General features: G+C 42.2%; 26 protein-coding genes. 17 read left to right on the forward strand and 9 right to left on the reverse strand.

Annotated elements, in window-relative coordinates; all coding sequences use genetic code 11:
- Nucleotides 1–31: 31 nt before the first annotated feature.
- The 6 genes from fabR to L1264_RS06190 all read left to right on the forward strand — a co-directional run bounded on the left by fabR (nucleotide 32) and on the right by L1264_RS06190 (nucleotide 6,693).
- Nucleotides 32–649, forward strand: coding sequence for an HTH-type transcriptional repressor FabR (gene fabR, locus L1264_RS06165; RefSeq protein ID WP_135922932.1), 618 nt, complete (start codon nucleotides 32–34; stop codon nucleotides 647–649).
- Between the two features lie 371 nt (nucleotides 650–1,020).
- A complete protein-coding gene (leuA, locus tag L1264_RS06170) occupies nucleotides 1,021–2,568 on the forward strand; it encodes a 2-isopropylmalate synthase (protein ID WP_063702502.1) in 1,548 nt (515 codons plus the stop codon).
- Nucleotides 2,565–3,641 carry a 3-isopropylmalate dehydrogenase gene (gene leuB, locus L1264_RS06175; RefSeq protein WP_062568366.1) on the forward strand — a complete coding sequence of 359 codons (1,077 nt, stop codon included), beginning with the start codon at nucleotides 2,565–2,567 and terminating at the stop codon, nucleotides 3,639–3,641. Before leuA ends, leuB begins: the two co-directional genes overlap by 4 nt.
- A 58-nt stretch (nucleotides 3,642–3,699) precedes the next feature.
- Nucleotides 3,700–5,100 carry a 3-isopropylmalate dehydratase large subunit gene (leuC, locus tag L1264_RS06180; RefSeq protein ID WP_063702498.1) on the forward strand — a complete coding sequence of 467 codons (1,401 nt, stop codon included), beginning with the start codon at nucleotides 3,700–3,702 and terminating at the stop codon, nucleotides 5,098–5,100.
- Nucleotides 5,100–5,699, forward strand: coding sequence for a 3-isopropylmalate dehydratase small subunit (gene leuD / locus L1264_RS06185; RefSeq protein WP_135922929.1), 600 nt, complete (start codon nucleotides 5,100–5,102; stop codon nucleotides 5,697–5,699). The genes leuC and leuD overlap by 1 nt, the downstream gene beginning before the upstream one ends.
- Nucleotides 5,700–6,099: 400 nt before the next feature.
- Nucleotides 6,100–6,693, forward strand: coding sequence for a hypothetical protein (locus L1264_RS06190; RefSeq protein WP_199527093.1), 594 nt, complete (start codon nucleotides 6,100–6,102; stop codon nucleotides 6,691–6,693).
- Nucleotides 6,694–6,695: 2 nt separating this feature from the next.
- Here L1264_RS06190 and L1264_RS06195 read toward each other — a convergent pair whose 3' ends face one another.
- Entirely contained in the window at nucleotides 6,696–7,061 is a 366-nt protein-coding gene (locus tag L1264_RS06195) for a hypothetical protein (protein ID WP_199527094.1), read from the reverse strand.
- Nucleotides 7,062–7,188: 127 nt separating this feature from the next.
- Between L1264_RS06195 and L1264_RS06200 the strand changes: the two genes are divergently transcribed.
- On the forward strand, nucleotides 7,189–7,635 hold the full coding sequence (locus L1264_RS06200; RefSeq protein ID WP_235403802.1) for a tellurite resistance TerB family protein: 447 nt from the start codon (nucleotides 7,189–7,191) through the stop codon (nucleotides 7,633–7,635).
- 3 nt (nucleotides 7,636–7,638) lie between these two features.
- Here the strand turns inward: L1264_RS06200 and L1264_RS06205 are convergent, their stop codons facing one another.
- The gene (locus L1264_RS06205) at nucleotides 7,639–8,208 is read right to left on the reverse strand and encodes an NADPH-dependent FMN reductase (protein ID WP_199527096.1); all 570 of its coding nucleotides are present in this window, start codon (nucleotides 8,206–8,208) and stop codon (nucleotides 7,639–7,641) included.
- 115 nt (nucleotides 8,209–8,323) lie between these two features.
- On the opposite strand from L1264_RS06205, the gene L1264_RS06210 reads away from it, so the two are divergent.
- Complete coding sequence (locus tag L1264_RS06210; RefSeq protein WP_138558513.1) at nucleotides 8,324–9,217, forward strand: LysR family transcriptional regulator; 894 nt, start codon at nucleotides 8,324–8,326, stop codon at nucleotides 9,215–9,217.
- Here the strand turns inward: L1264_RS06210 and norR are convergent.
- The gene (gene norR, locus L1264_RS06215; protein WP_199527097.1) at nucleotides 9,214–10,776 is read right to left on the reverse strand and encodes a nitric oxide reductase transcriptional regulator NorR; all 1,563 of its coding nucleotides are present in this window, start codon (nucleotides 10,774–10,776) and stop codon (nucleotides 9,214–9,216) included. The two genes, L1264_RS06210 and norR, sit on opposite strands and share 4 nt — an antisense overlap.
- A gap of 156 nt (nucleotides 10,777–10,932) precedes the next feature.
- Here norR and L1264_RS06220 point away from each other — a divergent pair, with 156 nt between their 5' ends.
- Together L1264_RS06220 and hmpA are read left to right on the forward strand one after the other, a co-directional pair.
- Entirely contained in the window at nucleotides 10,933–12,165 is a 1,233-nt protein-coding gene (locus L1264_RS06220; protein ID WP_199527098.1) for an NnrS family protein, read from the forward strand.
- Nucleotides 12,166–12,185: 20 nt separating this feature from the next.
- The gene (gene hmpA / locus L1264_RS06225) at nucleotides 12,186–13,349 is read left to right on the forward strand and encodes an NO-inducible flavohemoprotein (protein ID WP_235403804.1); all 1,164 of its coding nucleotides are present in this window, start codon (nucleotides 12,186–12,188) and stop codon (nucleotides 13,347–13,349) included.
- 39 nt (nucleotides 13,350–13,388) lie between these two features.
- On the opposite strand, the gene L1264_RS06230 is transcribed toward hmpA, so the two are convergent.
- From L1264_RS06230 to L1264_RS06240, 3 genes are all read right to left on the reverse strand, one after another.
- Nucleotides 13,389–13,763 carry a hypothetical protein gene (locus L1264_RS06230; RefSeq protein ID WP_138558517.1) on the reverse strand — a complete coding sequence of 125 codons (375 nt, stop codon included), beginning with the start codon at nucleotides 13,761–13,763 and terminating at the stop codon, nucleotides 13,389–13,391.
- On the reverse strand, nucleotides 13,753–15,378 hold the full coding sequence (locus L1264_RS06235) for a S41 family peptidase (protein WP_138558518.1): 1,626 nt from the start codon (nucleotides 15,376–15,378) through the stop codon (nucleotides 13,753–13,755). The genes L1264_RS06230 and L1264_RS06235 overlap by 11 nt, the downstream gene beginning before the upstream one ends.
- A 100-nt stretch (nucleotides 15,379–15,478) precedes the next feature.
- Entirely contained in the window at nucleotides 15,479–16,132 is a 654-nt protein-coding gene (locus L1264_RS06240; RefSeq protein WP_199527100.1) for an endonuclease, read from the reverse strand.
- A 115-nt stretch (nucleotides 16,133–16,247) separates the two neighbouring features.
- Here L1264_RS06240 and L1264_RS06245 point away from each other — a divergent pair, with 115 nt between their 5' ends.
- Nucleotides 16,248–16,601, forward strand: coding sequence for a VOC family protein (locus L1264_RS06245; RefSeq protein ID WP_135922917.1), 354 nt, complete (start codon nucleotides 16,248–16,250; stop codon nucleotides 16,599–16,601).
- Here L1264_RS06245 and L1264_RS06250 read toward each other — a convergent pair.
- Nucleotides 16,518–17,300: a hypothetical protein gene (locus L1264_RS06250; protein ID WP_235403805.1), complete on the reverse strand. Its 783-nt coding sequence runs from the start codon at nucleotides 17,298–17,300 to the stop codon at nucleotides 16,518–16,520. The genes L1264_RS06245 and L1264_RS06250 overlap by 84 nt on opposite strands.
- A 158-nt stretch (nucleotides 17,301–17,458) precedes the next feature.
- Between L1264_RS06250 and L1264_RS06255 the strand changes: the two genes are divergently transcribed.
- The gene (locus L1264_RS06255) at nucleotides 17,459–17,839 is read left to right on the forward strand and encodes a hypothetical protein (RefSeq protein WP_135922915.1); all 381 of its coding nucleotides are present in this window, start codon (nucleotides 17,459–17,461) and stop codon (nucleotides 17,837–17,839) included.
- Nucleotides 17,840–17,846: 7 nt separating this feature from the next.
- Here L1264_RS06255 and L1264_RS06260 read toward each other — a convergent pair whose 3' ends face one another.
- Nucleotides 17,847–18,284: a PaaI family thioesterase gene (locus L1264_RS06260; RefSeq protein ID WP_135922914.1), complete on the reverse strand. Its 438-nt coding sequence runs from the start codon at nucleotides 18,282–18,284 to the stop codon at nucleotides 17,847–17,849.
- A gap of 160 nt (nucleotides 18,285–18,444) precedes the next feature.
- Between L1264_RS06260 and lexA the strand changes: the two genes are divergently transcribed.
- The 5 genes from lexA to L1264_RS06285 all read left to right on the forward strand — a co-directional run bounded on the left by lexA (nucleotide 18,445) and on the right by L1264_RS06285 (nucleotide 23,675).
- Nucleotides 18,445–19,062 carry a transcriptional repressor LexA gene (gene lexA, locus L1264_RS06265; RefSeq protein ID WP_063702469.1) on the forward strand — a complete coding sequence of 206 codons (618 nt, stop codon included), beginning with the start codon at nucleotides 18,445–18,447 and terminating at the stop codon, nucleotides 19,060–19,062.
- Nucleotides 19,063–19,499: 437 nt separating this feature from the next.
- A complete protein-coding gene (coxB, locus tag L1264_RS06270; protein ID WP_135922913.1) occupies nucleotides 19,500–20,645 on the forward strand; it encodes a cytochrome c oxidase subunit II in 1,146 nt (381 codons plus the stop codon).
- Nucleotides 20,642–22,234 carry a cytochrome c oxidase subunit I gene (ctaD, locus tag L1264_RS06275; protein ID WP_135922912.1) on the forward strand — a complete coding sequence of 531 codons (1,593 nt, stop codon included), beginning with the start codon at nucleotides 20,642–20,644 and terminating at the stop codon, nucleotides 22,232–22,234. The genes coxB and ctaD overlap by 4 nt, the downstream gene beginning before the upstream one ends.
- Nucleotides 22,234–22,764: a cytochrome c oxidase assembly protein gene (locus L1264_RS06280; protein WP_135922911.1), complete on the forward strand. Its 531-nt coding sequence runs from the start codon at nucleotides 22,234–22,236 to the stop codon at nucleotides 22,762–22,764. Before ctaD ends, L1264_RS06280 begins: the two co-directional genes overlap by 1 nt.
- A 35-nt stretch (nucleotides 22,765–22,799) precedes the next feature.
- Nucleotides 22,800–23,675, forward strand: coding sequence for a cytochrome c oxidase subunit 3 (locus L1264_RS06285; RefSeq protein WP_135922910.1), 876 nt, complete (start codon nucleotides 22,800–22,802; stop codon nucleotides 23,673–23,675).
- Here the strand turns inward: L1264_RS06285 and L1264_RS21490 are convergent.
- The gene (locus tag L1264_RS21490; protein ID WP_135922909.1) at nucleotides 23,575–23,886 is read right to left on the reverse strand and encodes a DUF2909 domain-containing protein; all 312 of its coding nucleotides are present in this window, start codon (nucleotides 23,884–23,886) and stop codon (nucleotides 23,575–23,577) included. The two genes, L1264_RS06285 and L1264_RS21490, sit on opposite strands and share 101 nt — an antisense overlap.
- Nucleotides 23,887–23,894 lie beyond the last annotated feature (8 nt).

The raw sequence follows: 23,894 nt of genomic DNA on the forward strand, positions 1-23,894 counted from the left end.
AAATCATTAAAAGTTCACGCTGGGAGTTTCCATGTCGGGTGTTAGGGCACAACAGAAACAAAAAACACGACAAGCACTAATTGAAGCTGCATTTAATCAACTAAGTGCAGATCATAGTTTTTCAAACCTAAGCTTACGTGAAGTTGCCCGTGAAGCAGGGATAGCGCCAACCTCTTTTTATCGCCACTTTAAAGATATGAATGAACTTGGTTTAACCATGGTTGATGAAGCCGGATTAACGTTACGTCAACTAATGCGTCAAGCTCGTCGCCGAATCGCCAGTGGTGGCAGCGTTATAAGTACTTCCATAGTGACTTTTATGGAGTTTATAGATAATTCAAGTAACCAATTTAGGCTGTTATTACGTGAGCGCTCTGGCACTTCAAAAGCATTTCGTGCTGCAGTAGCACGCGAAATTAAACACTTTATTTTAGAGCTTGCCCATTATCTTGAAAGCGAAACTCCTTGCGATGCGACTCATGCTTATATTCAAGCAGAAGCCATGGTTACGCTCGTTTTTAATGCAGGTGCTGAAGCGTTAGATATCGAAGGCCAGCAACGTGAAGAATTAGTAGAGCGACTGATCTGGCAATTACGTTATATTGCCCGCGGTGCAACTTTGTATGTACGTGATAACCATCAATCTTAAAAGTTAATCTAAACAATACAGTGATTGCTGAACGAATATTTAAACGCCGTTCTCATTAGTTTTGGATATTATATTCATTTTCAATGATTCTTTAGGTTTGTTTTTTCTATTTTGTGTAAATAAAAATGTGATTTTTGAAAAAATTATGCTTGCAAGCTGGTTTTTTGAATGTTAAAAATACAGCTCACTGAACACACATTTAGATAAATACAATGCAAATGATTCGTTTAATTACATTAAAACTAAACCTCTTACTGCTTAAATCAGTGAGCGGGGCTTAGTGTATTTGCATTTGTAGAACATTAAAAAACCCCGCAAACGCGGGGTTTTTTTTATCTCGCTAATGGGTCATTGGGAACGAGGACAGTTTTATGAAAGATAAGGTTTGGATTTTTGACACAACGTTACGTGATGGTGAGCAAGCATTAAAAGCAAGCCTAACCGAAGACGACAAAATTCAACTTGCGCATACCATTAGCCGCTTAAATGTGGATGTAATGGAAGTAGGTTTTCCGGTATCAAGCCCGGCAGATTTTCGCTCTGTACAGCGAATTGCGACTGAAGTGAAAGGGCCAATTATTTGTGGTTTAGCTCGCGCTGTAGCAAAAGACATAGAAGCCTGTGGTGAAGCACTTCGCCCGGCAGAGCAAGGCCGTATCCATACTTTTATCGCAACCAGCCCATTACACCTTGAACACAAATTACGTATGAGCTTAGACGATGCAACAGCGATGGCTGTTAAGTCGATTAAACTTGCGCGTAACTATACGGATGACGTTGAATTTTCTTGTGAAGATGCTGGCCGCACACCGCATTGGGATTTATGTCGTATCGTTGAAAGTGCTATTGATGCGGGTGCATCAACTATCAACTTACCTGACACCGTAGGTTATGTAACGCCAGACGAATACGCTGCGATGATCCATCACTTAATGAACAATGTGCCAAATATCGACAAGGCGCGTTTAAGTGTGCATTGCCATAACGATTTAGGCTTAGCGGTTGCTAACTCAATTGCTGCGGTACAAGCCGGTGCTCGCCAAATCGAATGTACTATTAATGGTATTGGTGAGCGTGCAGGTAACTGCTCGCTTGAAGAAGTGGCGATGATCATGAAGATGCGTGAAGACCACTTAAAAGTGCATACCGATATTCGCAGTGAAGAAATATACCGTGCTTCGCGCCAAGTCGCGAAGATTTGTAATATGCCAGTGCAGCCAAACAAAGCAATTGTTGGTGAAAATGCCTTTGCACATAGCTCAGGAATCCACCAAGACGGCGTATTAAAAGCGCAAAACACTTACGAAATTATGTCGCCAGAAAGTGTCGGTGTACCAAATAACCAATTAAACATGACCTCGCGTTCAGGTCGTCATGTTATTGAGCATCGTTTAGAAGAGTTAGGCTATCAAAAATCTGATTATGATATGGATAGCTTGTATGAAAGTTTCTTAGCATTAGCAGACCAAAAAGGCACTGTGTATGACTACGACTTAGAAGCGATGATTTACTTTAATCAAATCAAAGATAAAGACGAGAAGTACCAACTTGAGTTTGTTAACTCTACGTCTAACTCGCAATCAGTGGCGAGCTCAACAATCGGCATGACAATTGATGGCGAGTCTAAGCAAGAGGCAGCAACGGGTAATGGCCCTGTTGAAGCATCATTCTTAGCAATTGAGCGCTTAACGGGTATGTCGGTCGAAATGATTGAATACAACCTAGAAGCAACAGGCCAAGGTGCCAGCTCACTAGGGCAAGTGAATATTATCGCTAAATACGATGGCCGCCCTTATCACGGCGCGGGCATTGCAGCGGATGTGGTTGAAGCGTCGGTACGCGCCATGATCCGCGTTTATAACTTAATTTATCGTGCACAAAAAGTGTCTGATTTAAAACAACAGAGGAAAGCAGGATGAGTCAATCGAATTACAGTATCGCAGTATTAGCAGGCGACGGGATTGGTCCAGAAGTTATGGCAGCAGCAGAAACCGTCTTGGATGCTGTAAGCGAAAAGTTTGGTTTTACATTGACTCGTCATCACCACGCGATTGGTGGTGCTGCCATTGATGAGTTTGGTCAGGCACTGCCGCAAAGCACTCTTAGTGCTTGTGAAAATGCCGATGCGATTTTATTTGGCTCGGTAGGTGGTCCTAAGTGGGAAAACTTACCACCGAACGAGCAACCTGAACGAGCTTCGTTGTTGCCACTTCGTAAGCACTTTGGTTTGTTCTGTAATTTACGCCCAGCACAATTATTACCAGCACTAAGTGCTGCATCACCGCTGCGTGCAGATATCAGCGCACAAGGCTTTGATATCTTATGTGTGCGCGAGTTAACCGGTGGTATTTATTTCGGTGAAAAAGGCCGCAGTGGCGAAGGGGAGCAAGAAGCCGCTTTCGATACCCAAACATACTCACGTAAAGAAATTGAGCGCATCGCCCGCTTTGCATTTGAAGCCGCTAAGCTGCGTAGCAATCACGTTACTTCGGTTGATAAAGCGAATGTGTTAGCGTCAAGTGTACTTTGGCGTGAAGTGGTCACTGAAGTGAGTAAAGACTACCCAGAAGTGAGCCTTGACTACATTTATGTTGATAACGCGGCGATGCAATTAGTAAAACAGCCAAGCCAGTTTGATGTACTACTTTGCGATAACTTATTTGGCGACATTTTGTCAGATGAGTGCGCGATGATCACAGGTTCTATGGGCTTATTACCATCAGCAAGTTTGAATCAGTCTGGCTTTGGTTTATATGAGCCAGCTGGTGGCTCAGCACCTGATATCGCAGGTAAAGGGGTAGCAAACCCTATCGCACAAATTTTAAGTGCTGCGCTTATGCTGCGCTACTCACTAGGGCAAGATGAAGCGGCTCGTACCATTGAAAAAGCGGTAGCAGAAGCAGTTGAAGCCGGTGTGGGTACGCCAGATATCTACCCAAATGCAGGGTATACCACCAGTGATGTTGCTGCGGCAATTGTGGCACGTATTTAATTAAAAATTGTTTGCGCTGAGCTCGTCACTCAGCGTAACTAAAATGAGGGAATAGCAAGTGGCCCAAACCTTATACGATAAAATCTGGCAAGCTCATGTAGTCGCCAGCATTAATGATCAAACCGATTTGCTTTATATCGACCGTCACCTAGTTCATGAAGTTACATCGCCGCAAGCCTTTGCTGGTTTACGTGAGAAAAACCGCAAAGTACGTTGCCCAGAAAAAACCTTTGCGACCATGGACCATAACGTTTCAACAAAAAGCCGCTCATTAGATGCTGCGAGTGAAGTGTCGAAAAATCAATTAATGGCACTGGATGCAAACTGTAAAGAGTTTGGTATTCAACTTTATGATTTAAATTCGATTAATCAAGGTATTGTGCATGTAATGGGGCCTGAGCAGGGCATTACTTTGCCGGGCACAACCATAGTGTGTGGTGACAGCCATACCTCTACCCATGGTGCATTTGGCGCACTAGCGCACGGTATTGGTACTTCAGAAGTTGAGCATGTTCTAGCCACTCAAACGCTACAGCAGAAAAAAGCCAAGTCGTTAAAAATTCAAATTAATGGTCGCCTGCGCCCAACCGTTACTGCTAAAGATTTAATCATGGCGGTGATTGGTAAATTAGGCACTGCGGGTGGTACTGGCTATGTTGCTGAGTTTTGTGGCGAAGGGATCGAAGCGCTGTCTATGGAAGCGCGTATGACGCTTTGTAATATGAGTATTGAAATGGGCGCAAAAGCGGGTTTAATCGCACCAGATCAAACAACTTATGATTATTTAAAAGGTCGCCCATTCGCACCACAAGGTGCTGACTTTGATAGTGCCGTTGCCTATTGGCAAACTCTAAAAACTGATGAAGGCGCAGAGTTTGATCATGTTGTTGAATTGGAGGCTGCTGACATTCAACCGCAAATTACTTGGGGTACCAGCCCTGAGCAAGTGATTGGCGTAGATGAATGCATTCCTGATCCTGAGCAAGAACCAGATCTAATCAAAGCTGATGCAATTCGTAGCGCACTAAAATATATGGGCTTAAAAGCGGGTGATAAATTATCTTCAGCGACTGTTGATACCGTATTTATTGGCTCATGTACAAATAGCCGTATTGAAGATTTACGTGCTGCCGCGCAGATTGTAGAAGGCAAGCAAGTTGCAGCGGGTGTTGAAGCTCTGATTGTTCCAGGTTCTGGCCTTGTTAAAAAACAAGCCGAAGACGAAGGCCTTGCTGATATCTTCAAAGCGGCTGGTTTTGAATGGCGTGAGCCGGGTTGTTCAATGTGCTTAGCAATGAATGATGACAGATTAGAAGCTGGTAAACGCTGTGCATCTACTTCAAATCGTAACTTTGAAGGTCGCCAAGGTCGCGGTGGACGCACGCACTTAGTGAGCCCAGCAATGGCTGCGGCAGCGGCTATTCATGGTCGTTTTGTTGATATCAGAGGAGAAGCCTAATGAGCGTATTTTTTAGTGGCTTAATGGCCCCGTTAGATAAAAACAATGTTGATACTGACCAAATAATTCCAAAGCAGTTTTTAACGTCGACCAGCCGTGATGGCTTTGATGCGGCGCTTTTTTACGATTGGCGTTATTTAGATAACGGCGAGCCAAATCCTGAGTTTATTTTGAACCGTCCTTGTTACCAAGGTGCGCAAATTCTTTTAACTCGCGACAATTTTGGTTGTGGTTCATCGCGTGAGCACGCGCCATGGGCATTAAAGCAATATGGTTTTGAAGTGATCTTAGCGGAAAGCTTTGCCGATATTTTCTTTAATAACTGCGGCAATAACCAAATGCTTGCTATCGCATTACCAGCAGAAACACTTGAGCAATTATTTGTGCTGAGTGAACAGCATGATGATATTCATATTGAAGTTGATTTAGAAAACCAACAGCTTCGTAGCGATAAGTTTGACACTATTCACTTTGATATTCGCCATGATATTAAAGAGCGCTTATTAAGCGGCTTAGACTTTATCGGTGTGACTGAAACACTTAACAGCCAAATTGATGCCTTTGAGCAGCAACTTAAAGCTGAGCGTCCTTGGCAATAAGTAGGTTTTACATGTGGAACTTAAACGCGGCGAGAGCCGCGTTTTTATTTTTGGGAACATTTTAGCCAATAATTATGTAAGGTTATGATTGATAGAAGCTTTGCTTTTGGTGATTGGCACTCTTTATTAGTCTAGTAGTCAAAATTAAATAACTCAGCTGTTTAAATTGTCTGTGCTATTTCTGCATATGATACTCATGTGTTTAAATCCTTTTAAGAATTAATGATTTAGTTGTTTTGTATGAGCGCAGTCATTTTTAGTGGTTGTTTTATATTGCAATTTGTTGGCGGTATATGAGCGTGCTCACCAGATGGTTTTAGGTTGTTTAGCTAATTTATTTCCTTTCTGCTTAGGGGCAGGCTAGGCTAGCGACATCATAATTTAAATAAAGGAACACACCATGAAATACTTAGTGGCATCGATACTCGTAGCAGCATCATCAGTAGCGGCTGCACGACCTGCGCCGTTAGTGTCAATTCCAAGCCATGACGGCTTTTTTGAAAACATTGCGGCCCATTGCGGTAAAGCTTACGAAGGTAAAGTGAGCGTTGATAACGCTGCAGGCCCTAGCTCGTTTGCGGGCAAAAAGTTAGTAATGCATGTACGTCGTTGTAACGAGCGTGAGTTACAAGTGCCATTTCATGTGGGTGATGATGCATCTCGCACTTGGATCATCACAAAAACGGGCAGTGGACTTAGTTTAAAGCATGATCATCGCCATAAAGATGGCAGCGATGACAAATCAACCATGTATGGTGGTCATACCCTTGATGCGGGTTTTGCTAATGCGCAGTCATTCCCGGCTGATCAATATTCAAAAGAATTGTTTGCAAGCCAAGGTATTCCCCAATCAATGGGTAACACGTGGCAAATGTATATTTATCCAAAGCAATTTACGTATCGCTTAGTACGTGAAGGACGTGAGTTTCGCGTTGATTTTGATTTAACTAAACCTATTACGCCGCCAAGCGCACCATGGGGATATGAAGACTAGTACTATTTAGCTTCGTCTTCACATTGCAAAACAACCGTTAAAGGTGGCTGATAGGCACGTGGTTTAGTTGGAAAACGTTCATACTCCTGCACCCCATCAGTCACTCTTAACATAAACGGTTCATCTTTACAGAGCCGACTTGCGTGACGTAATAAAAAAACGCTTTGGTTTTTGAAGTGTGCGTAATCATCCGATTGAATTTCTAGATGATAGCGGCCATCTGCTAGTTTGGTTTGATAGTAGTGCACCTTTTCGTCGAAATCGTAGAGCTTTTCTGTTTCGTCTTTTGCTGCGTGCGCATTACTGCAAACCACTAACACTAAAAAGGCGCTAATTAATAGTGCTGGTGTACTTCTCACTTCACTCATAAACACTTAACTCCATGTGATTAAAACCTTGTTTCATAATGATGTTGAACCTGAATTAGCATCCATAGTCAAACTAAGGTAACGTAATGTCTTATACGTAGTCTAACACCCATAGGGGACAAATGTGATGCTCAACAAAATAAAACAACTTTTTTCAACTATGAGTGAGTCGCAATCTAGTATCAGTGAGCATGATCTCAAAACTGCTGTTGCTGCGCTGTTAATTGAGGTTATGCGTGCCGATGATGAATTACAGGATGATGAGCAACAGACCCTGAATGAGACCTTAAAAAAATATTTTTCTTTAACAGATGAAGCTGTTGAAGAGCTTATTAATGGTGCTTCACAAAGCTTAGATGATGCTATTGATTACTTTCAGTTTTCTAAGCAAATTAATGCTCAGTGCAGTGCCGAGCAACGTATTGATATTATCGAGCTGTTGTGGCGTTTGGCCTACGCTGATGGCAATTTAGATAAGCATGAGGAACTGGTTATTCGCCGCGTCGCAAGCTTACTGTATGTAACCCATGAAGACTTTATCGCTGCTAAGCTAGCAGCGACAAAACTAAGTTAGCAATTACTTATTTAATTTGCTCGCTACGCTGACAAGTTGCTGGGCAAGGCTAGCAACTTTTTCGGCTGTATCAGCATCGCTGATGCGGCCTTGCTCATCTAATTTAGTGTGGATAGCAGCCACTGCGAGTTGATCGGCAAGCACTAAACTACCAATACCCGATAGAATATCACGTACGTGATTTAAACCACGTAAGCCACCTAAACCACCCGGCGAAGCTGCATAAAGTGCTATAACTTTATTGCGAAATGCAGGTACTGCACCTTGCTCTGTACGAGATGCCCAATCGATTGCGTTTTTAAGTGGCGCTGTAATTGAACCATTATATTCTGGGCTTGCTAGTAAAATGCCATCAGCTGCGCGAAGCTTATCTTTTAATAATTGTGCGCCAGCAGGTGTACCTTGCGCTTCAATATCTTCATCAAATAAAGGTAAGTCTAAATCACTTAATTTAATCACTTCTACTTCAGCACCACTTTCGAGGGCGAAGCGTGCAGCTTCATTAATCAGTTTTTGATTAAAGCTGTCTTTACGTAGGCTGCCTGCTAGGGCAATAATTTTTGGTGCTGTCATGATGGCTTCCTTTTTTAAGCTTCACTGTTGATATACTCACTGTAGCAAAAAACAGCTTGCAGAAAAGCCAAATAAACGCAAAACTTATGTGCGTATATGCACACAAGGAGCCGTTATGGCGATTCAATTTGATGATTGGCAAGATGTAAAAGTCGCTTATGAGGTGGCAAGGCTCGGCACGTTAACCGCTGCTGCCGAATCGTTAGGTGTTCATCACAGCACAGTGCTTAGAAGAATCAACAATTTAGAAGATAACCTTGATGCGCGGTTATTTCACCGTCATGCTCGGGGTTATACAGTGACAGAAATTGGCGCTAAGTTGTTTGCCACTGCAAAATCGATTAACGCTGAACTTGAAAAGCTTCATAACGATATTGTTGCTGCAGATAGCCAATTGCGAGGTAGTTTATTATTAACTACGGTCAGTGGTTTTATTGATGTGCTGAGCGATGTGTGTGAGCAGTTTCAAAGTTTGCACCCGCAAGTGCAACTCGAAGTTATTCTTGATCAAAACCGTTTACGTCTTGACCACGGTCAAGCGCATATTGCTGTGCGAGCGGGCCCTCGCCCTGACGAAGGTGACTATATTGCCCAGCATTTAGCTGAGCTTTCATCAGGATTTTATGCTTCTAAGAGCTATATTGAAAAGTATGGTATGCCAAAAAACCTTCAGCAGTTGCAGCAGCATAGTTTTGTATCTGGGGTGGCTGGCTATAACGGTAAAGTACCTTATTTTGCATGGGTAGATCAGCACATTGAGCCGGCGCAAATTAAGTTAAGGGTGTCTGAAACATCAGAAGCAACACGGGCGATTGTCAGAGGCTTAGGAATTGGTGGTCTACAGCATGAAGTGGCAAGCCAATACCCTGATCTGCTTCCAGTGCTTCCTAAAGAGCTAAACTGGCCAACAGACCTTTGGCTGGTGACACATCACTTGGTGCATCGCACAGCCAAAGTACAAGCATTTAGTCAGCTTTTAAAAGCGTATTTTAAAGCGTTAAAAGCTTAAACAGACTTTTTAACGCTAATGCCTAGCCGTTTGGCTAGGCGCACAAGGTTGGCTCTATCAACGCTTAAGCTGCGTGCTGTGGCTGCCCAGTTGAGGTTATTTAACTCAAGCTGTTGCATAATCAACTGATAGCTAAACGCATCGGTTGCCTCTTTCAGCGATAAGCGAGCGGTTTTTTGTTCGTTAACAGCAATTGGACTTGGTGTTGCAACCGCTGTTTTAGCAATATCACAATGCTCAGGCTCAATAGTGACAATGCTTTGTTGCCATTGCTGTTGCTTGGCTTTGAGTGCTGCGCGGCTGATCACATGTTCAAGCTCTCTCACATTGCCCGGCCAATTATATTGGCGCAGCAGTAATTGTGTATCGCTACTTAGCTTAAGTTGTTTAATCCCTAGTTTTTTAGACGTTTGTTCAACAAAAAAGCCTGCCAGTAAAATAACATCGTTGTCGCGCTCTTTTAATGGTGCAACATGCAATGGGTAGACGCTTAATCGGTGATAAAGGTCTGCACGAAAGCGTCCTGCAGCGACTTCTTGTTTTAAGTTTCGGTTGGTTGCTGCAATCACTCTAACATCGACATAACGGCTTTGGTCTTCTCCCACCGTTTGTACTTCACCACTTTGTAAAACGCGCAATAACTTACTTTGCATCGCAAGCGGAAGCTCGCCGATTTCATCTAGAAATAGCGTGCCGCCATCGGCAAGTTGAAACTTACCCTGGCGCGCAGTATGTGCGCCAGTAAACGCGCCTTTACTATGACCAAAAAATTCACTTTCGGCTAAGTTCTCTGGTAATGATGCGCAGTTTAAGTGGATCAACGGCATATCACGGCGTTTTGAGTTTAAATGGATATTGCGTGCAACCAGCTCTTTACCGACGCCTGTGTCGCCTTGTATCAATACGCTAAATTCTGAGGCAGCTACGAGCTGGATATCATTTTTAAGGGTCTGCATTGCTTGGCTATTGCCAATAATTTCGACACCTTCTCGTGTTAGCGCTTCAAGATTAAGCTGTTGTGCAACTTGATGACTGTGCTGTGCGTGTTGCATAAGATGCTGCAAGGTTAGGGCATGCTCAACATAGCCTGCTGCTAGCTGTTTTAGTTGATTGAGCTCGTTCACTGTTAAAGCATCAAAGGCATGTTCATCTAAACTATCAAAGGTTAAAACACCGAGTAATTCAGTGTTGTCTTTGCTGCTCTGCAGCGGCACACCCATGCAGGCATGAACAGGAAAGTCTCCATGCTGGCTTTGTAATAAACCATCGTAGGGATCGGGTAGGCCACAATCTTTGGCAAATTTAAGCGGCTCACTGCCACGGCATATTTCAAATAAGCGAGGATGCTCTGCTATTTTAAAGCGCCTTCCTAACGTATCGTCCGACAATCCATGCTGGGCTACGGGCTTTAACACATCACCTTGTTTCAATAACAAGGCAACGGCATCACATTCAAGCCAATCATTAATGCAACTCAACAAATAACTGAAATTGTGATCAACTCTGCTTGCTGTGGTAAGGGCAAGAGCAACATCAAGAAGAGATTTTTTGAGCGCCATGTCAATTTGACCTGAATGTGTTTTTTTGATGTTTTTAATGGTGTGTCATTTTGACTTTTTTATCAAGCGTAAAAGTTTAATTAACTGATATTTAATGGTTTTTATTTCTGGCTTGAACTGTGCAATAGCTAGGGAAATTAAACCCTGAGAGCACTAATGAAAGTCATTAATTTAACTGAACCTATGCCAACTAAAATCAAATTTTATCAACTCAGCCAGTGGCCGTTATGGGCATTAGCATTTCGGCCTTTTTTCTTGGCAGCGGGTGCCTTAGCTGTGTTTGCAATGAGTTACTGGTTTTTAGTCTTAGCGGGTTATGCACAGTGGCACCTAACAATGCCCGCAACACTTTGGCATGCCCACGAAATGCTGTTTGGCTTTGCAGGGGCCGTTGCTATGGGCTTTTTGCTCACCGCTGCACAAACTTGGACAGGTGTGGCGAGTGTAAGTGGCATAAAGCTCTGTTTGCTGAGCATAATTTGGCTTGCTGCGCGACTTAGTTTTTTTATTGATATTGCAGGGTACGAGCAGCTAAACCTTTATATTGTATGTGCATTACAACTCGTTTGGTGGCTGGCTGGAATTGTTATTTTAGCTGACATGCTGATACAGGCGAAAAGCCGCCATAACTATTTATTTATTGTCATCGCATCTTTGCTCTGTGCACTCAATGTGATTTTTTTGAGTTTAGTTGTGCTTAATAAAATGCCGCTGGCACTGGGGGTTGTTGATACTGGCGTACTTATCATGACGCTGCTGGTTGGTGTTGTCGCTGGGCGAGTTGTGCCATTTTTTACCGCGCGCGGTCTTAACTTAAGTGAACAAGTTAGAATCCCCAAGCTCGATAAATTAGTCCTATTTAGCTCATTGTTTGCCATTGCATGGTTCTTTATGAGTCAGCTATTTTTTAGCGCAATGAGTACTGGTTGGGTTTTTGCTTGGCTTGCTTGTTTACATGGTGCTCGGTGTGTTGTGTGGTGGCATAAAGGAATTTTAAAAGTGCCTTTGCTATGGTCATTACACTTGGCTTATTGGGCTTTATCGGTTGGTTTAGTGCTTATCGCGCTCAGTTATTTCAGCCCTATTATCTTATTCAAAGACGCGCTTCATCTGATCACTGTTGGCACCATCGGTTTAATGATCATCGCCATGATGGTACGTGTCTCTCATGGTCACACAGGGCGCATATTACAAGCCCCTGCGTTTATTAGTTTGGCATTTTTACTCATTGCGTTAGCTGCCATTGTACGTTCGTTACTTCCCGTTTATTTAGGTCATCACCTTGCATGGCAGTTAAGTGCGTTGCTTTGGATTGCTGGCTTTAGCTTATTTTTATTTCATTGTGCGCCCATTTTAGTCAATCGTCGTGTTGATGGTCGCCGCGGTTAATCTCTCCAATAGGAAAAACTATGTTATCTGAAAAAACGATCCAGATTGTTAAAAGTACTTTGCCTTTGCTTGCACAAGCAGGACCTCAAGTTACGGAATATTTTTATGATCGTATGTTTAGCTACAACCCAGAGCTTAAAAATATTTTTAATATGACACATCAGCAATCGGGCACTCAGCAATTCGCGTTGTTTAATGCTTTGGCGGCCTATGCTGCAAATATTGATAACTTGGCAGTGTTAAAAGGAGCGCTTGCGCGCATTAATCACAAACACACCAGCTGTCATATTTTGCCAGAGCATTACCCTATTGTTGGTGGGCATTTGATTGCGACTTTAAAAGAGTTACTGCCTGAGCAATTTACCCCTGAAGTCGAGTACGCATGGCGTGAAGCTTGTTCTTTATTAGCGGATGTATGTATTAATGAGGAGATGGCGTTATACCAAACGACCAAAAAGGCGCCGGGAGGCTGGTTCGGTACCCGTACTTTCACCATTACAGAAAAACGGATGGAATCAGCGCAAATATGTAGCTTTACATTAACACCTGTCGATGCAAAACCTGTTGTGGCGTATTTACCGGGTCAATATTTAGGGATAAAAGTAACGCCAGCAAACAGCGACTTAACTCAAGTTAGGCAATACTCACTGTCGCAACAAAGTAACGGTCGAAATTATCGAATTAGCGTGAAAAAAGAAGGCTTAGTATCTAATTACTTACATAGCTTAACAGAGGGAGATGAGGTAGAGATTTACCCACCTGCTGGAGACTTTGTGCTTCGCGAAATTGATTTTCCTGTCGTGTTGATTTCGGCAGGTGTTGGTCAAACCCCAATGATGGCCATGCTCGAGACATTATTAAGTAATCAACATAACCAGCCAATTCATTACCTGCATGCTTGTGACAGTGAGACGCAGTTTGCCTTTAAAGAGTATTTATTAAAACAACAGCAAGCGCACGCTTCATTACATTGTGTTACTTGGTTTAAAGATGGCAAGGGGGGAGATTTTGCGGGTTTGATGGATATAAATCACATTGCTGCTAGCTTACCAATTAGTAAAGGTGATTTTTACCTGTGTGGTCCAATCGCATTTATGGCAATGATAAAAGAGCAGCTACTTAGTTTAGGGGTTGCAAGTGAGCGAATTCATTATGAGGTGTTTGGCCCTCATCAACAGTTATAAAACAACGAAAGGCGCAGTGTGTTACTGCGCCTTTATTGTCTATTCTGCTTCACATTCTACATTCGGTAGTGGTACTCGCAGCTCTTTTTTTGGGTAATAGAGCAAACACTGTTCACCCATTTTTTGCAGCACAAATTTTTCTGAAGGGATACTATGCGCCCCCATAATTGGCAATCCATCGGGCCCTTTATTTGTTCCATGATCTATCAATAGTTCAGCACTTTTAGTAAACACGTTATCAGCTAAAGTAACCAATGGGCCCCCTTTAGCTGATTGAATCGCTTGTTGTATTTCAGTGATTACGCCAGGATTTACGCGCGTTAACGTGGCGTTTTGTGGCTCCTCTGCTTGGGTGCTTTTACAGCCCGTTAAACTCACTAATAGTGCGCAAGTGAAAAGTGCTTTATTGTTCATTGTTGTCGTCCTTAGCCGGTGATGGACGTGTTAAGTCCATGTTTTCCTTATAAAGCGGTTGTTTATAAGAAAGTGGGATTCCACTGGCTTGTTCTGCTTGAGAGGCATAGCTTGGTTGTTTGATGCTATTTGTTTGTACAACAATTGGACAGCTGCCATTCTCAATATGATGTATTGCTGTTGAAAATAAGCGTTCTTGTGTATCACCTAGTTTGTTATCAAAATCATCAGCAACTACACAGCCTTTAACATCTGCATCAAACTGAGGTGAAGGAGTTGGTTTAAAACCGTCAGCATATTCCCCAAAGCCTTTATCATTAGCTCCAGAGAATTGGATAGTGTAGTAAGTGGTGGCGCAATTATGAGTGGGTGTAAAGCCATAAGGCTTGCCGCAGGTCGTATCACCAATAAGTATGACTTCTGCATCTATACCTTTTAAACCATTTATAAACGCTTCTGACGCAGAACAAGTTCCTGCTGTACTTAGTACATATACTTTAGATAAGTTGAGATCAGGAAGTCGGCTATTGGTTGTTTGAAATGTAGAGTAATCTATTTCACGGTCAATAAATGGGTAAGGAGCCTCTTGTGGTTGCTTGTCGTTTTTGATGGTTTGATAGTAGTAATAGTCATCAGTATTAGCTGGGCCGGCAACCATATAAGCTAGCTGAGATGATAACGCTAATAAGCCGCCACCATTATACCTAAAGTCAATTACTAGCTCGTCAATGTTATCGCTTTTAAACTTATTAACAGCGCTTATTAGCTCTGGTTGAGCAATACTAATAAAACTATTAAATTGCATATAGCCGACTTTTGTACCATTGGCGGTAGTGATGGTATTAACATTCTGAACAGGTGTTTGCGCGATATTGCCCGCTACAAGTGTGAATGATTTTTCACTGCCATCGTTACTGCGCACAACAAAGTTATGCGAATCACCCGCTGTTGGTCCAAAAAGCGCTTCATTTAAAATATCTACGCCTTCTTGGGTATTAGTGTTAATACTAACGCCATCGACCATTAAAATAGTATCACCGCGCTGTAATCCGACATTTTTAGCTGGTGAATCATCTTCTAAATAAGCAATACGTAATTCACGAGGGGGGACATTGCTTAAAAATGCCCAGTTAATACCGTAGCCAGAAACCACGCCTGATTGTGCTTCTTTATAGTACTCTTCGGTTGGGCGACTGAAGTGGAAGTTATCTTTATATGCCCCTGAGTCAGTTGTTTGATATGTTTTTAATTGCGCAAAATAAGCGGCGACAGAGTTGAAGTTGTCTGGGTCGTTATCTTCAATCTCATCGTACCAAAGGTAAGTTTCATCACTCCATGAACGTAACCACATTTTTTCTGTAAACTCACTGCCAGCAGTATCTGGGTAAGGTCTATTATTATTGTAAGGGTCATTGCCTGTTCGAGGAACCGCACATTGGTTTTTAAATTCACTTGATGGGGCGAAAACTCCTGCCGTCCAAGATGGCTCAGAAGTTGTTGGCGGTGGCGGATTAGTTGTACTATCAGACGAGCCACTTCCTCCTCCGCATCCTGTTAATGAGAAGCCAGACACTGCCAAAAACACCGCTAGAGCAAGTTTATTACAATTAAACATATGAATTACTTTCCTGTAAATATTTGCTTAAAACGTATCAATAACTATAGTCCATAGCAATAGATAGCCGCCCCTTTTTTATGAACATTATTGCTCTAAACTAGAGTGCTTTACGGTCATTTACTTGAGCCACTTCAAGTCGTTGCCATGCCTCGAATAGCTGTCGTTGTTTATCTGAAATTTTTAATCCGTAGGTTTGCTGCATGTAGAAATAGGCATCAGCAATACGTTTTCGTGCATAAATAGGAGGCTCAAACACCCGTTGCTTAAAATCTATTTTAATAGGACAAGCACCGTATTTAGGACTATGGGATGTGACCATTCCATAGCGAAAATTAGAGCGATCAGCGTTGATTTCACCTATTGCAGGTGCCAGATTATTGATATCAGCTTCCATTTTACGGAACTTTTCGCTGACTTTTCGGCAATTTTTGCGTCCGCCGTTTTGCCAACATTGTAACTGATGGCCGAATTCCCACGCAGGTACTATGTGCTCCCACTCAATTCGTTTTGCGCGAACATTTTCTTTGCCTGAACGTGTCATTGCATTTCGAGGTATATAGCCACATCCACTAGGATCTGGTACAAGTTTCTTACCTTGGCGTTTTATGTCACATCCACAGTAAAGGCTTTTACTATTGTCTGGTAGGGTTTTTATTAAGTGCTTTTTGGCACTAGAAAAGCTTGAAAATTGCTCTGCATTTACAGAGAAATTGATTATTAGACAAAGGGTAAAGTAGAGGAACAAACGCATATCCATCACATCAGTGAACTACAGGAAAGCTCATTTTAGAGTGACTATTCTAAAAGGAAAAGTTTTTCAACTCAGCTATAGTTGTTAGGCCGTTTTCATTAAAGGAATTACTACTATGTTACTAGGTGCTTTTTCTGTGAGTTTAAATGTAAAAGATATCCATGCCTCTAAGCTGTTTTATGAAAAGCTGGGTTTTAAAGAGTTTGCCGGCGAAATAGAGCAGCATTGGCTAATTATGAAAAACGGTGAACATTTAATTGGTTTGTTTCAAGGAATGTTTGATAAAACCATGCTGACCTTTAACCCCGGTTGGGATCAAAATGCTAAAACGTTGGCTGAGTTTGCTACTTTTGAGCAATTAGCTCTGCATTTTCAGCAGCAAGGTTTAGCAATACAAAAGGCCGGTGAAGCGAGCTTTATTATCACCGACCCAGATGGCAATCCTATTTTGATAGACCAACACGTGTAGCTGGTTTTTACGCTTTATACGAACGTTTTGCAGTAACAAAACAATTCCGGTAATACAAAACAGCACGCTGGTGGCTGAGAAGCTGATAAGCAGTGGGTTATTAAAGTTTTCTCGCTCGTCGTAATCCATAATATGCAGCATCCAGAAAAAGTCGAAAATACGCCACAGGGTGCTGCGCACAGTGATGACTTTACCGTTTTGGCTGTCTAAATATATGGTTGTCGCAAGCCAATCATCGAAACGAACTTGCCATATGTTTTGTTTATGGGCAGCTTCGCGGGGTCCTTGTTTTAATTGCTGTACTTGCAAAACATTGGCATCAATCAGTAAGTGTGCTTTGGCGTTCGCGATAATTTCAGCCTCACTGGGTTTTGCCATGGGAGCTCCAGTATGACCATTAAAGCTGACAGTGCTTTGCTCAGTAGTAACTTCAATGATTGGTGCATTTAAAAAGTGACTATAGTTAATCGCTTTTATTTGTTGAAATTGGGCGGTTATCCGATCAACTGATGCTGTGTAATCAGCCATCATAAATGGATTATCTAAACTGCGTTTTGCTAAATGTTTACCATGGACTTTTTCGAGGGGGAGTGAACTCATTACTAAGCCTCCCGATAGCCATAGAAGTAGCTGAATGGCTAGCAGATAGCCAAGCCATTTATGCCCTTTGCGAGCATATTTGAACATGCGTTTATTCATCATTACTCCGTTATTATTGTTGTATGGGAGCTATTTTAGGTTGTTTAACTGTATTGCCAATGCGGCATAATGTCGCATTAACTGTATTCTAGATTTGGTATATATACAAAACTGAGTTAAAGTTTCAGTCGATATCAATAGAGGGTAAAAACGAGAGTATGTCGGAAATTCAATTTTTAAATGTGGATCTGGAGCTTGAATCAAAGCACGATATTAGTGCACTTGTTGCTGATTTAAAGAAAAATGCCATGGTTTTACATTACGACCAAGATGAATACCGTCAACTAGCGCGTATTGAGGCTGCTGCTGATATCAGTACACCAGACAAAGCGATTAATCAGTTGTGTGAATTAATTGAATCGTGTTCACGAAATGCTCTTAAGCAGTGGTTGTCGTGCTCTAAACGTACATTTGATATTGGCTTTGAATCAGGCGTTTCACCAAAATGTTTTAATCAAGCCCTGCATGCTGATACCTTGTTGCGTATTTCAGCGATTGGCGCAGGGGTTGAAATTACGATTTATCCAGTCGAAAAATAGCCTGAGCTTAGCGCTCTACAACAGCTGCGGTCATTCTTGATACGCAGCAAAGCTCTCCTGCGGCATTGGTAATTTTAATATCCCACACTGAAGTGCGCTTACCTAAATGAAGAGGCTTTGCTGTAGCCGTTAATACACCCTTACGAGATGCTTTCATATGGTTGGCATTAATTTCTTGGCCAACAGCATAAAATTTATTGAAATCAACCACAAAGTTAGCCGCATAGCTTGCCACTGTCTCGGCTAACACAACGTTCGCTCCGCCATGTACCATGCCCATAGGGTTATGATGCTCAGGAATGGCAGGCATAGTCGCCACTAAATAATCATCACCAATTTCAGTCACCTCAATGCCCATGGTTTTCATTAAAGTACCTTGCCCGGTGATCCCTTGCTCTAAACTTTTACAAAGCTCTAGTGTGATTGGTTGATGCCAAATACTCATTGTATTTCCTTGCCTGCAAATTAAAAATAATACCTTATGGCATCTTTATACCTGGTTCAATGTTAGTTTTGTAGCAATATGATGGCGTTAATTTAAATTTGCGATTTTCAGATAACTGTATATACTCACAGTTAAATGTACTGTATGGAAAACCAGTTGTATGCGCCCATTAACAAAACGCCAATCGCAAATTTTAGAACTAATTAAAGTCTTTATTAAAGATACAGGCATGCCACCTACGCGTGCTGAAATAGCTCAAACATTGGGTTTTAAAAGTGCCAATGCTGCCGAAGAGCATCTAAAAGCACTGGCAAAAAAAGGCATGATCAAAATGAAGCCTGGGGCGAGTCGTGGTATTCAATTAATTGAAGAAGACGAACCTGAGCAATTAGGTTTACCTTTAATTGGACGAGTTGCAGCGGGTGAGCCCATTTTGGCGCAAGAACATGTTGAAAGTCATTGTCAGGTTGATCCTTCACTATTTAAACCTGCGGCTGACTTTTTACTGCGTGTAAATGGTATGAGTATGAAAGACATTGGCATCATGGATGGTGATTTACTCGCAGTACATAGAACGCAAGTTGCTGAAAATGGTCAGGTTGTTGTTGCTCGTGTTGATGAAGATGTAACTGTTAAGCGTCTTGAAAAAGCTGGGCGTAAAGTATTTTTACATGCTGAAAACGAAGAATTTTCGCCAATTGAAGTTGATCTTGAGCATGAATCTTTCAATATTGAAGGGTTAGCGGTGGGTGTTATTCGTAATGCCGACTGGATGTAACTGTTTCTAGAATAGTGCACCAAATTGCTGTAATTTGGTGCGTTGCTTGTTTTTTATTATTTAGCATTGATTTGTAAACCCTTACTCTTTGTATAAAGCCTTATATGGCGCAGTTTTTCACTCTTTTTTTACTCTCACTCTGCCTCTCATTTTAAAATAACGCGCTGATTATAGTTGTTATTTTTGCACCAAAATAAACATTTATTACTACTAAAACTTGCTTATTGCTCATTTTTTAACTAATTGGTTAATACAGTGTATTAACACCTGATTAATAAAAATACACTCAAATGTGCTAGGTGTTAAACATAGGGTTGGTATCATCGCTGGGTCAAAATGATACGTAGTCGCTCTGAACAATAAAAAAAACGAATGGGCACCTTGTTGTATCGCCTTTTCGCTTTGCGTCTTGCAATAGCATTAAAAGGAGCCGTCACATGGGTAAACTGCGTTATGCCTTGTGGCTTATATTACTCTCACCTGTGCAGTTAGCATTGGCAAATAGCCAATTTAATATGCGTAAAGGGGTGACTGATATAAGTAATAGTGTTTATGAATTACACATGACGATATTTATTATCTGTTGTGTGATAGGCATCATCGTTTTTGCGGTGATGTTTTGGGCTTTGATCCATCATCGAAAGTCGAAAGGAGCCAAGCCTGCGCAATTCCACGAAAGTACCAAGGTTGAAATTCTTTGGACTGCCATACCATTTGTGATCTTAATCGCCATGGCAATTCCAGCTACAAAAACACTGATAGCGATGGAAGATGCTTCTAAAGCCGATATTACAATTAAAGTAACGGGCTCACAGTGGAAATGGCATTACGAGTACATGGGCGAGGAAATTGCTTATTACTCAATTCTATCTACTCCAAAAGACCAAATAGATAACCAAGCTGACAAAACAGAACATTACTTACTTGAGGTTGATAAGCCTTTAGTACTTCCTATCAATAAAAAAGTTCGTTTTCTAATGACCTCAGATGATGTTATTCACTCATGGTGGGTGCCTGACTTTGCGGTTAAAAAAGATGCAAACCCGGGTTTTATCAATGAGGCATGGACACGCATAAATGAGCCAGGCATCTACCGGGGTCAGTGTGCTGAGTTGTGTGGTAAAGATCATGGTTTCATGCCTGTTGTTGTGCAAGCGTTGCCTGAAGACGAATTTGCTAACTGGCTAGCAGAGGCTAAGCAAGAAAAGGCCAATGCTGCAGCAGCTGATGCGGCTTTATTAGATCAAACATTACCGAAAGAAGAATTAATGGTTCTTGGGGAGCAAGTTTATATGGCAAGTTGTGCGGCTTGTCATCAGCCTACAGGAATGGGCTTGCCGGGAGTGTTTCCTGCTCTTAAGGGGAGTCCAATTGTGCTTGGAGATGTAAAAGACCACATCGACATCGTATTACATGGTAAGCCGGGTACAGCGATGCAAGCATTTGATAAACAGCTTTCAATTAAGCAACTTGCTGCGGTTATCACATATAAGCGAAATGCATGGGGTAACGACACAGGCGATGTGATTCAACCAAGTCAAATTCAAGCAGCTATCGATGCAGCAACGGAGGCGAAAGAATGAGCAACGTTATTAATGAACAAGCCACTGAGCATGCGCATCATGACCATCATCCTGCAAAAGGTTTCAAACGTTGGCTTTACACCACCAATCATAAAGATATTGGCAGTTTATACCTGATATTTTCGCTCACTATGTTTTTAATTGGTGGCGCGATGGCAATGGTGATCCGCGCTGAATTGTTTCAACCTGGTTTACAACTAGTCGATCCACACTTTTTTAACCAAATGACCACAGTGCATGGTTTGATAATGGTATTTGGTGCGGTAATGCCGGCATTTACAGGGCTTGCTAACTGGATGGTGCCTATGATGATCGGTGCACCCGATATGGCGCTACCACGGATGAATAACTGGAGTTTTTGGATTTTACCATTCGCGTTTTTAATCTTGTTGGCTTCGTTACTTATGCCGGGTGGTGGCCCTGCATTTGGTTGGACTTTTTATGCGCCACTTTCAACGACCTATAGTAACGATAATACAGCCTTGTTTGTGTTTGCTATACATATCATGGGTATTAGTTCAATCATGGGCGCGATTAACGTTATTGTGACTATCGTTAATATGCGAGCGCCCGGCATGACATGGATGAAGTTACCACTGTTTGTGTGGACTTGGCTTATTACGGCATTTTTGTTGATTGCTGTGATGCCTGTTTTAGCTGGGGCGGTCACTATGGTGTTGACCGATAAATACTTTGCAACCAGCTTTTTTGATGCGGCGGGGGGCGGTGACCCTGTGATGTTCCAGCACATCTTTTGGTTTTTCGGTCACCCTGAAGTGTACATCATGATTTTGCCGGCATTTGGTATTATTTCAACCATCGTGCCGACCTTCTCACGCAAGAAGTTATTTGGCTACGCTTCTATGGTGTATGCGACCTCGTCGATTGCACTTTTGAGCTTTATTGTATGGGCACACCACATGTTCACCACAGGGATGCCTGTAGCCGGTGAGCTGTTCTTCATGTATGCAACCATGCTCATTTCGGTACCAACTGGGGTTAAAGTGTTTAACTGGGTTGCAACCATGTGGCGAGGCTCGATTAGCTTTGAAATTCCGATGATGTTTGCCATTGCCTTTATTGTGCTGTTCACCTTAGGTGGGTTCTCTGGCTTGATGCTGGCGATTACACCGGCAGATTTCCAGTATCACGATACTTACTTTGTGGTTGCGCATTTCCATTATGTATTAGTGACCGGGGCTGTGTTCTCAATTATGGCAGGAGCCTACTACTGGCTACCTAAATGGACTGGCAACATGTACAACGAAACACTTGCGAAATGGCATTTCTGGCTATCGCTGATCAGTGTCAACGTGTTGTTCTTCCCTATGCACTTTGTTGGCCTTGCGGGTATGCCGCGCCGTATTCCTGATTACGCCCTTCAATTTGCTGACTTTAACGCCATTATCAGTATTGGTGGTTTTGCCTTCGGTTTATCACAGCTACTGTTCGTGCTTGTTGTTTTTAAATGCGCACGAGGCGGCGAAAAAGCACCTGCTAAGGTATGGGACGGTGCAGAAGGTTTAGAGTGGGAAGTTGATTCGCCCGCACCGTATCACACCTTTGAAACACCGCCGGAGATCAAATAATGAACCATGCACCTTTGCTCAAAAAGCTGTTGTTAGCATGCTTAGGTATGTTTGCATTCGCCTTTGCATTGGTGCCACTTTACGATGTGTTTTGTGATGTCACAGGCTTAAATGGTAAGCCATCACTCGAACAAGCAAAAGAGAGTGAAACGGTAAGCATAGACCGTCAAGTTGATGTGAGTTTTACAACGCATGCGCAAAGTGGTGCGCCTTTTGATGTGCAATCAACTCAGTACAGTGTGGTTGTTCAACCAGGAGCGATGCGAGAAGTAAAGTTTACAGCCAAAAACACCAGTAATAACGACAAAGTGATGCAGGCTATTCCGTCTGTATCACCGGGAAAAGCAGCAAAATACTTACATAAAATCGCGTGTTTTTGTTTTGATCAACAACCACTAAAAGCGGGCGAAGAAGTTGAGTTTACCTTGTTGTTTTATGTTGATACGGAATTACCCGACGATGTAGAAGAGCTGACATTGTCCTATACCGTGTTTGATATTAGCGGGCAAGTTGTGGCTAAAAACGATTAAGCCGCCAAGCTAATTGCTAATTGGGAGCAAACAAAATGAGTCAAAATTACGAAAAATATTATGTTCCGGCCCAGAGCCCATGGCCAATAGTGGGTGCGATTGCAATGTTCTTAATTGCTGTCGGGGCAGGCCTGACAGTGATGCAAGTAAGCGCAGAAGCTAGCAGTGGTCAATATGTGTTGTATTTAGGCATTGCGATACTATGTTACATGCTGTTTAGCTGGTTTAAAAACGTCATCGAAGAATCACACAGTGGTTTATATTCAGCGCAAATGGATCGTTCATTTAGACAAGGAATGAGCTGGTTTATTTTTTCTGAAGTTATGTTTTTTATGGCATTTTTTGGTGCTCTGTTTTATGCCCGCATGATTTCAGTACCTTGGCTTGGTGGTGCTGGAAATAATGCCATGACCAATGAGGTACTCTGGCCAACGTTTGAAGCAGTATGGCCGCTGTTAACTACGCCTGCAGGTGATACAACTCAAGCAATGGGGTGGCAAGGTCTACCTCTTATTAATACGCTCATCCTACTCACCTCATCAGTCACTATCCACTTTGCTCACGTTGCAATGGAAAACAATAAGCGGGGTGCTTTAAAAGCATTTTTATCACTTACCGTGCTATTAGGCGCAATCTTTTTGGGTTTGCAAGTGTATGAATATATGCATGCTTACCAAGATTTAGGTTTAACACTGGATGCTGGCGTTTATGGAAATACCTTCTTTTTATTGACGGGTTTTCATGGCATGCATGTGACGCTTGGGACCATTATTTTATTTGTCGTACTGCTAAGAATTTTTAAAGGCCACTTTACGAGCGAAAAGCATTTTGCATTTCAAGCGGCTGCTTGGTATTGGCACTTTGTAGATGTGGTGTGGTTGTGTTTATTTGTATTTGTGTACGTGCTGTAGCTTTGTGAAGCGGCGACGGATTGGTGTGAATAAAGCCCAATTTCATTGCGGCAATAATGAGGAGCAGCACAATACCTGAAAACAGCACCCGACGACCTAAGTAATGCGACATGGGTTTCGAGTGCTCTTTTGCTGACATCATCACAAACAGCGCTCTAAATAGGTTGAACAGAATATAAAGTAATAACAAAACAATAATGATTTTAATCATATTAGGTA

This window comes from Pseudoalteromonas sp. APAL1, assembly GCF_021532475.1.
In the GTDB taxonomy this organism is placed as follows: domain Bacteria; phylum Pseudomonadota; class Gammaproteobacteria; order Enterobacterales; family Alteromonadaceae; genus Pseudoalteromonas; species Pseudoalteromonas lipolytica_C.

What these genes read in the sequence shown, in the direction of transcription:
- fabR (WP_135922932.1), top strand. Translation starts at nt 32, where the DNA reads ATGTCGGGTGTTAGGGCACAACAGAAACAAAAAACACGACAAGCACTA.
- leuA (WP_063702502.1), top strand. Translation starts at nt 1,021, where the DNA reads ATGAAAGATAAGGTTTGGATTTTTGACACAACGTTACGTGATGGTGAG.
- leuB (WP_062568366.1), top strand. Translation starts at nt 2,565, where the DNA reads ATGAGTCAATCGAATTACAGTATCGCAGTATTAGCAGGCGACGGGATT.
- leuD (WP_135922929.1), top strand. Translation starts at nt 5,100, where the DNA reads ATGAGCGTATTTTTTAGTGGCTTAATGGCCCCGTTAGATAAAAACAAT.
- L1264_RS06190 (WP_199527093.1), top strand. Translation starts at nt 6,100, where the DNA reads ATGAAATACTTAGTGGCATCGATACTCGTAGCAGCATCATCAGTAGCG.
- L1264_RS06195 (WP_199527094.1), bottom strand. Translation starts at nt 7,061, where the DNA reads ATGAGTGAAGTGAGAAGTACACCAGCACTATTAATTAGCGCCTTTTTA.
- L1264_RS06200 (WP_235403802.1), top strand. Translation starts at nt 7,189, where the DNA reads ATGCTCAACAAAATAAAACAACTTTTTTCAACTATGAGTGAGTCGCAA.
- L1264_RS06205 (WP_199527096.1), bottom strand. Translation starts at nt 8,208, where the DNA reads ATGACAGCACCAAAAATTATTGCCCTAGCAGGCAGCCTACGTAAAGAC.
- L1264_RS06210 (WP_138558513.1), top strand. Translation starts at nt 8,324, where the DNA reads ATGGCGATTCAATTTGATGATTGGCAAGATGTAAAAGTCGCTTATGAG.
- norR (WP_199527097.1), bottom strand. Translation starts at nt 10,776, where the DNA reads ATGGCGCTCAAAAAATCTCTTCTTGATGTTGCTCTTGCCCTTACCACA.
- L1264_RS06220 (WP_199527098.1), top strand. Translation starts at nt 10,933, where the DNA reads ATGAAAGTCATTAATTTAACTGAACCTATGCCAACTAAAATCAAATTT.
- hmpA (WP_235403804.1), top strand. Translation starts at nt 12,186, where the DNA reads ATGTTATCTGAAAAAACGATCCAGATTGTTAAAAGTACTTTGCCTTTG.
- L1264_RS06230 (WP_138558517.1), bottom strand. Translation starts at nt 13,763, where the DNA reads ATGAACAATAAAGCACTTTTCACTTGCGCACTATTAGTGAGTTTAACG.
- L1264_RS06235 (WP_138558518.1), bottom strand. Translation starts at nt 15,378, where the DNA reads ATGTTTAATTGTAATAAACTTGCTCTAGCGGTGTTTTTGGCAGTGTCT.
- L1264_RS06240 (WP_199527100.1), bottom strand. Translation starts at nt 16,132, where the DNA reads ATGCGTTTGTTCCTCTACTTTACCCTTTGTCTAATAATCAATTTCTCT.
- L1264_RS06245 (WP_135922917.1), top strand. Translation starts at nt 16,248, where the DNA reads ATGTTACTAGGTGCTTTTTCTGTGAGTTTAAATGTAAAAGATATCCAT.
- L1264_RS06250 (WP_235403805.1), bottom strand. Translation starts at nt 17,300, where the DNA reads ATGAATAAACGCATGTTCAAATATGCTCGCAAAGGGCATAAATGGCTT.
- L1264_RS06255 (WP_135922915.1), top strand. Translation starts at nt 17,459, where the DNA reads ATGTCGGAAATTCAATTTTTAAATGTGGATCTGGAGCTTGAATCAAAG.
- L1264_RS06260 (WP_135922914.1), bottom strand. Translation starts at nt 18,284, where the DNA reads ATGAGTATTTGGCATCAACCAATCACACTAGAGCTTTGTAAAAGTTTA.
- lexA (WP_063702469.1), top strand. Translation starts at nt 18,445, where the DNA reads ATGCGCCCATTAACAAAACGCCAATCGCAAATTTTAGAACTAATTAAA.
- coxB (WP_135922913.1), top strand. Translation starts at nt 19,500, where the DNA reads ATGGGTAAACTGCGTTATGCCTTGTGGCTTATATTACTCTCACCTGTG.
- ctaD (WP_135922912.1), top strand. Translation starts at nt 20,642, where the DNA reads ATGAGCAACGTTATTAATGAACAAGCCACTGAGCATGCGCATCATGAC.
- L1264_RS06280 (WP_135922911.1), top strand. Translation starts at nt 22,234, where the DNA reads ATGAACCATGCACCTTTGCTCAAAAAGCTGTTGTTAGCATGCTTAGGT.
- L1264_RS06285 (WP_135922910.1), top strand. Translation starts at nt 22,800, where the DNA reads ATGAGTCAAAATTACGAAAAATATTATGTTCCGGCCCAGAGCCCATGG.
- L1264_RS21490 (WP_135922909.1), bottom strand. Translation starts at nt 23,886, where the DNA reads ATGATTAAAATCATTATTGTTTTGTTATTACTTTATATTCTGTTCAAC.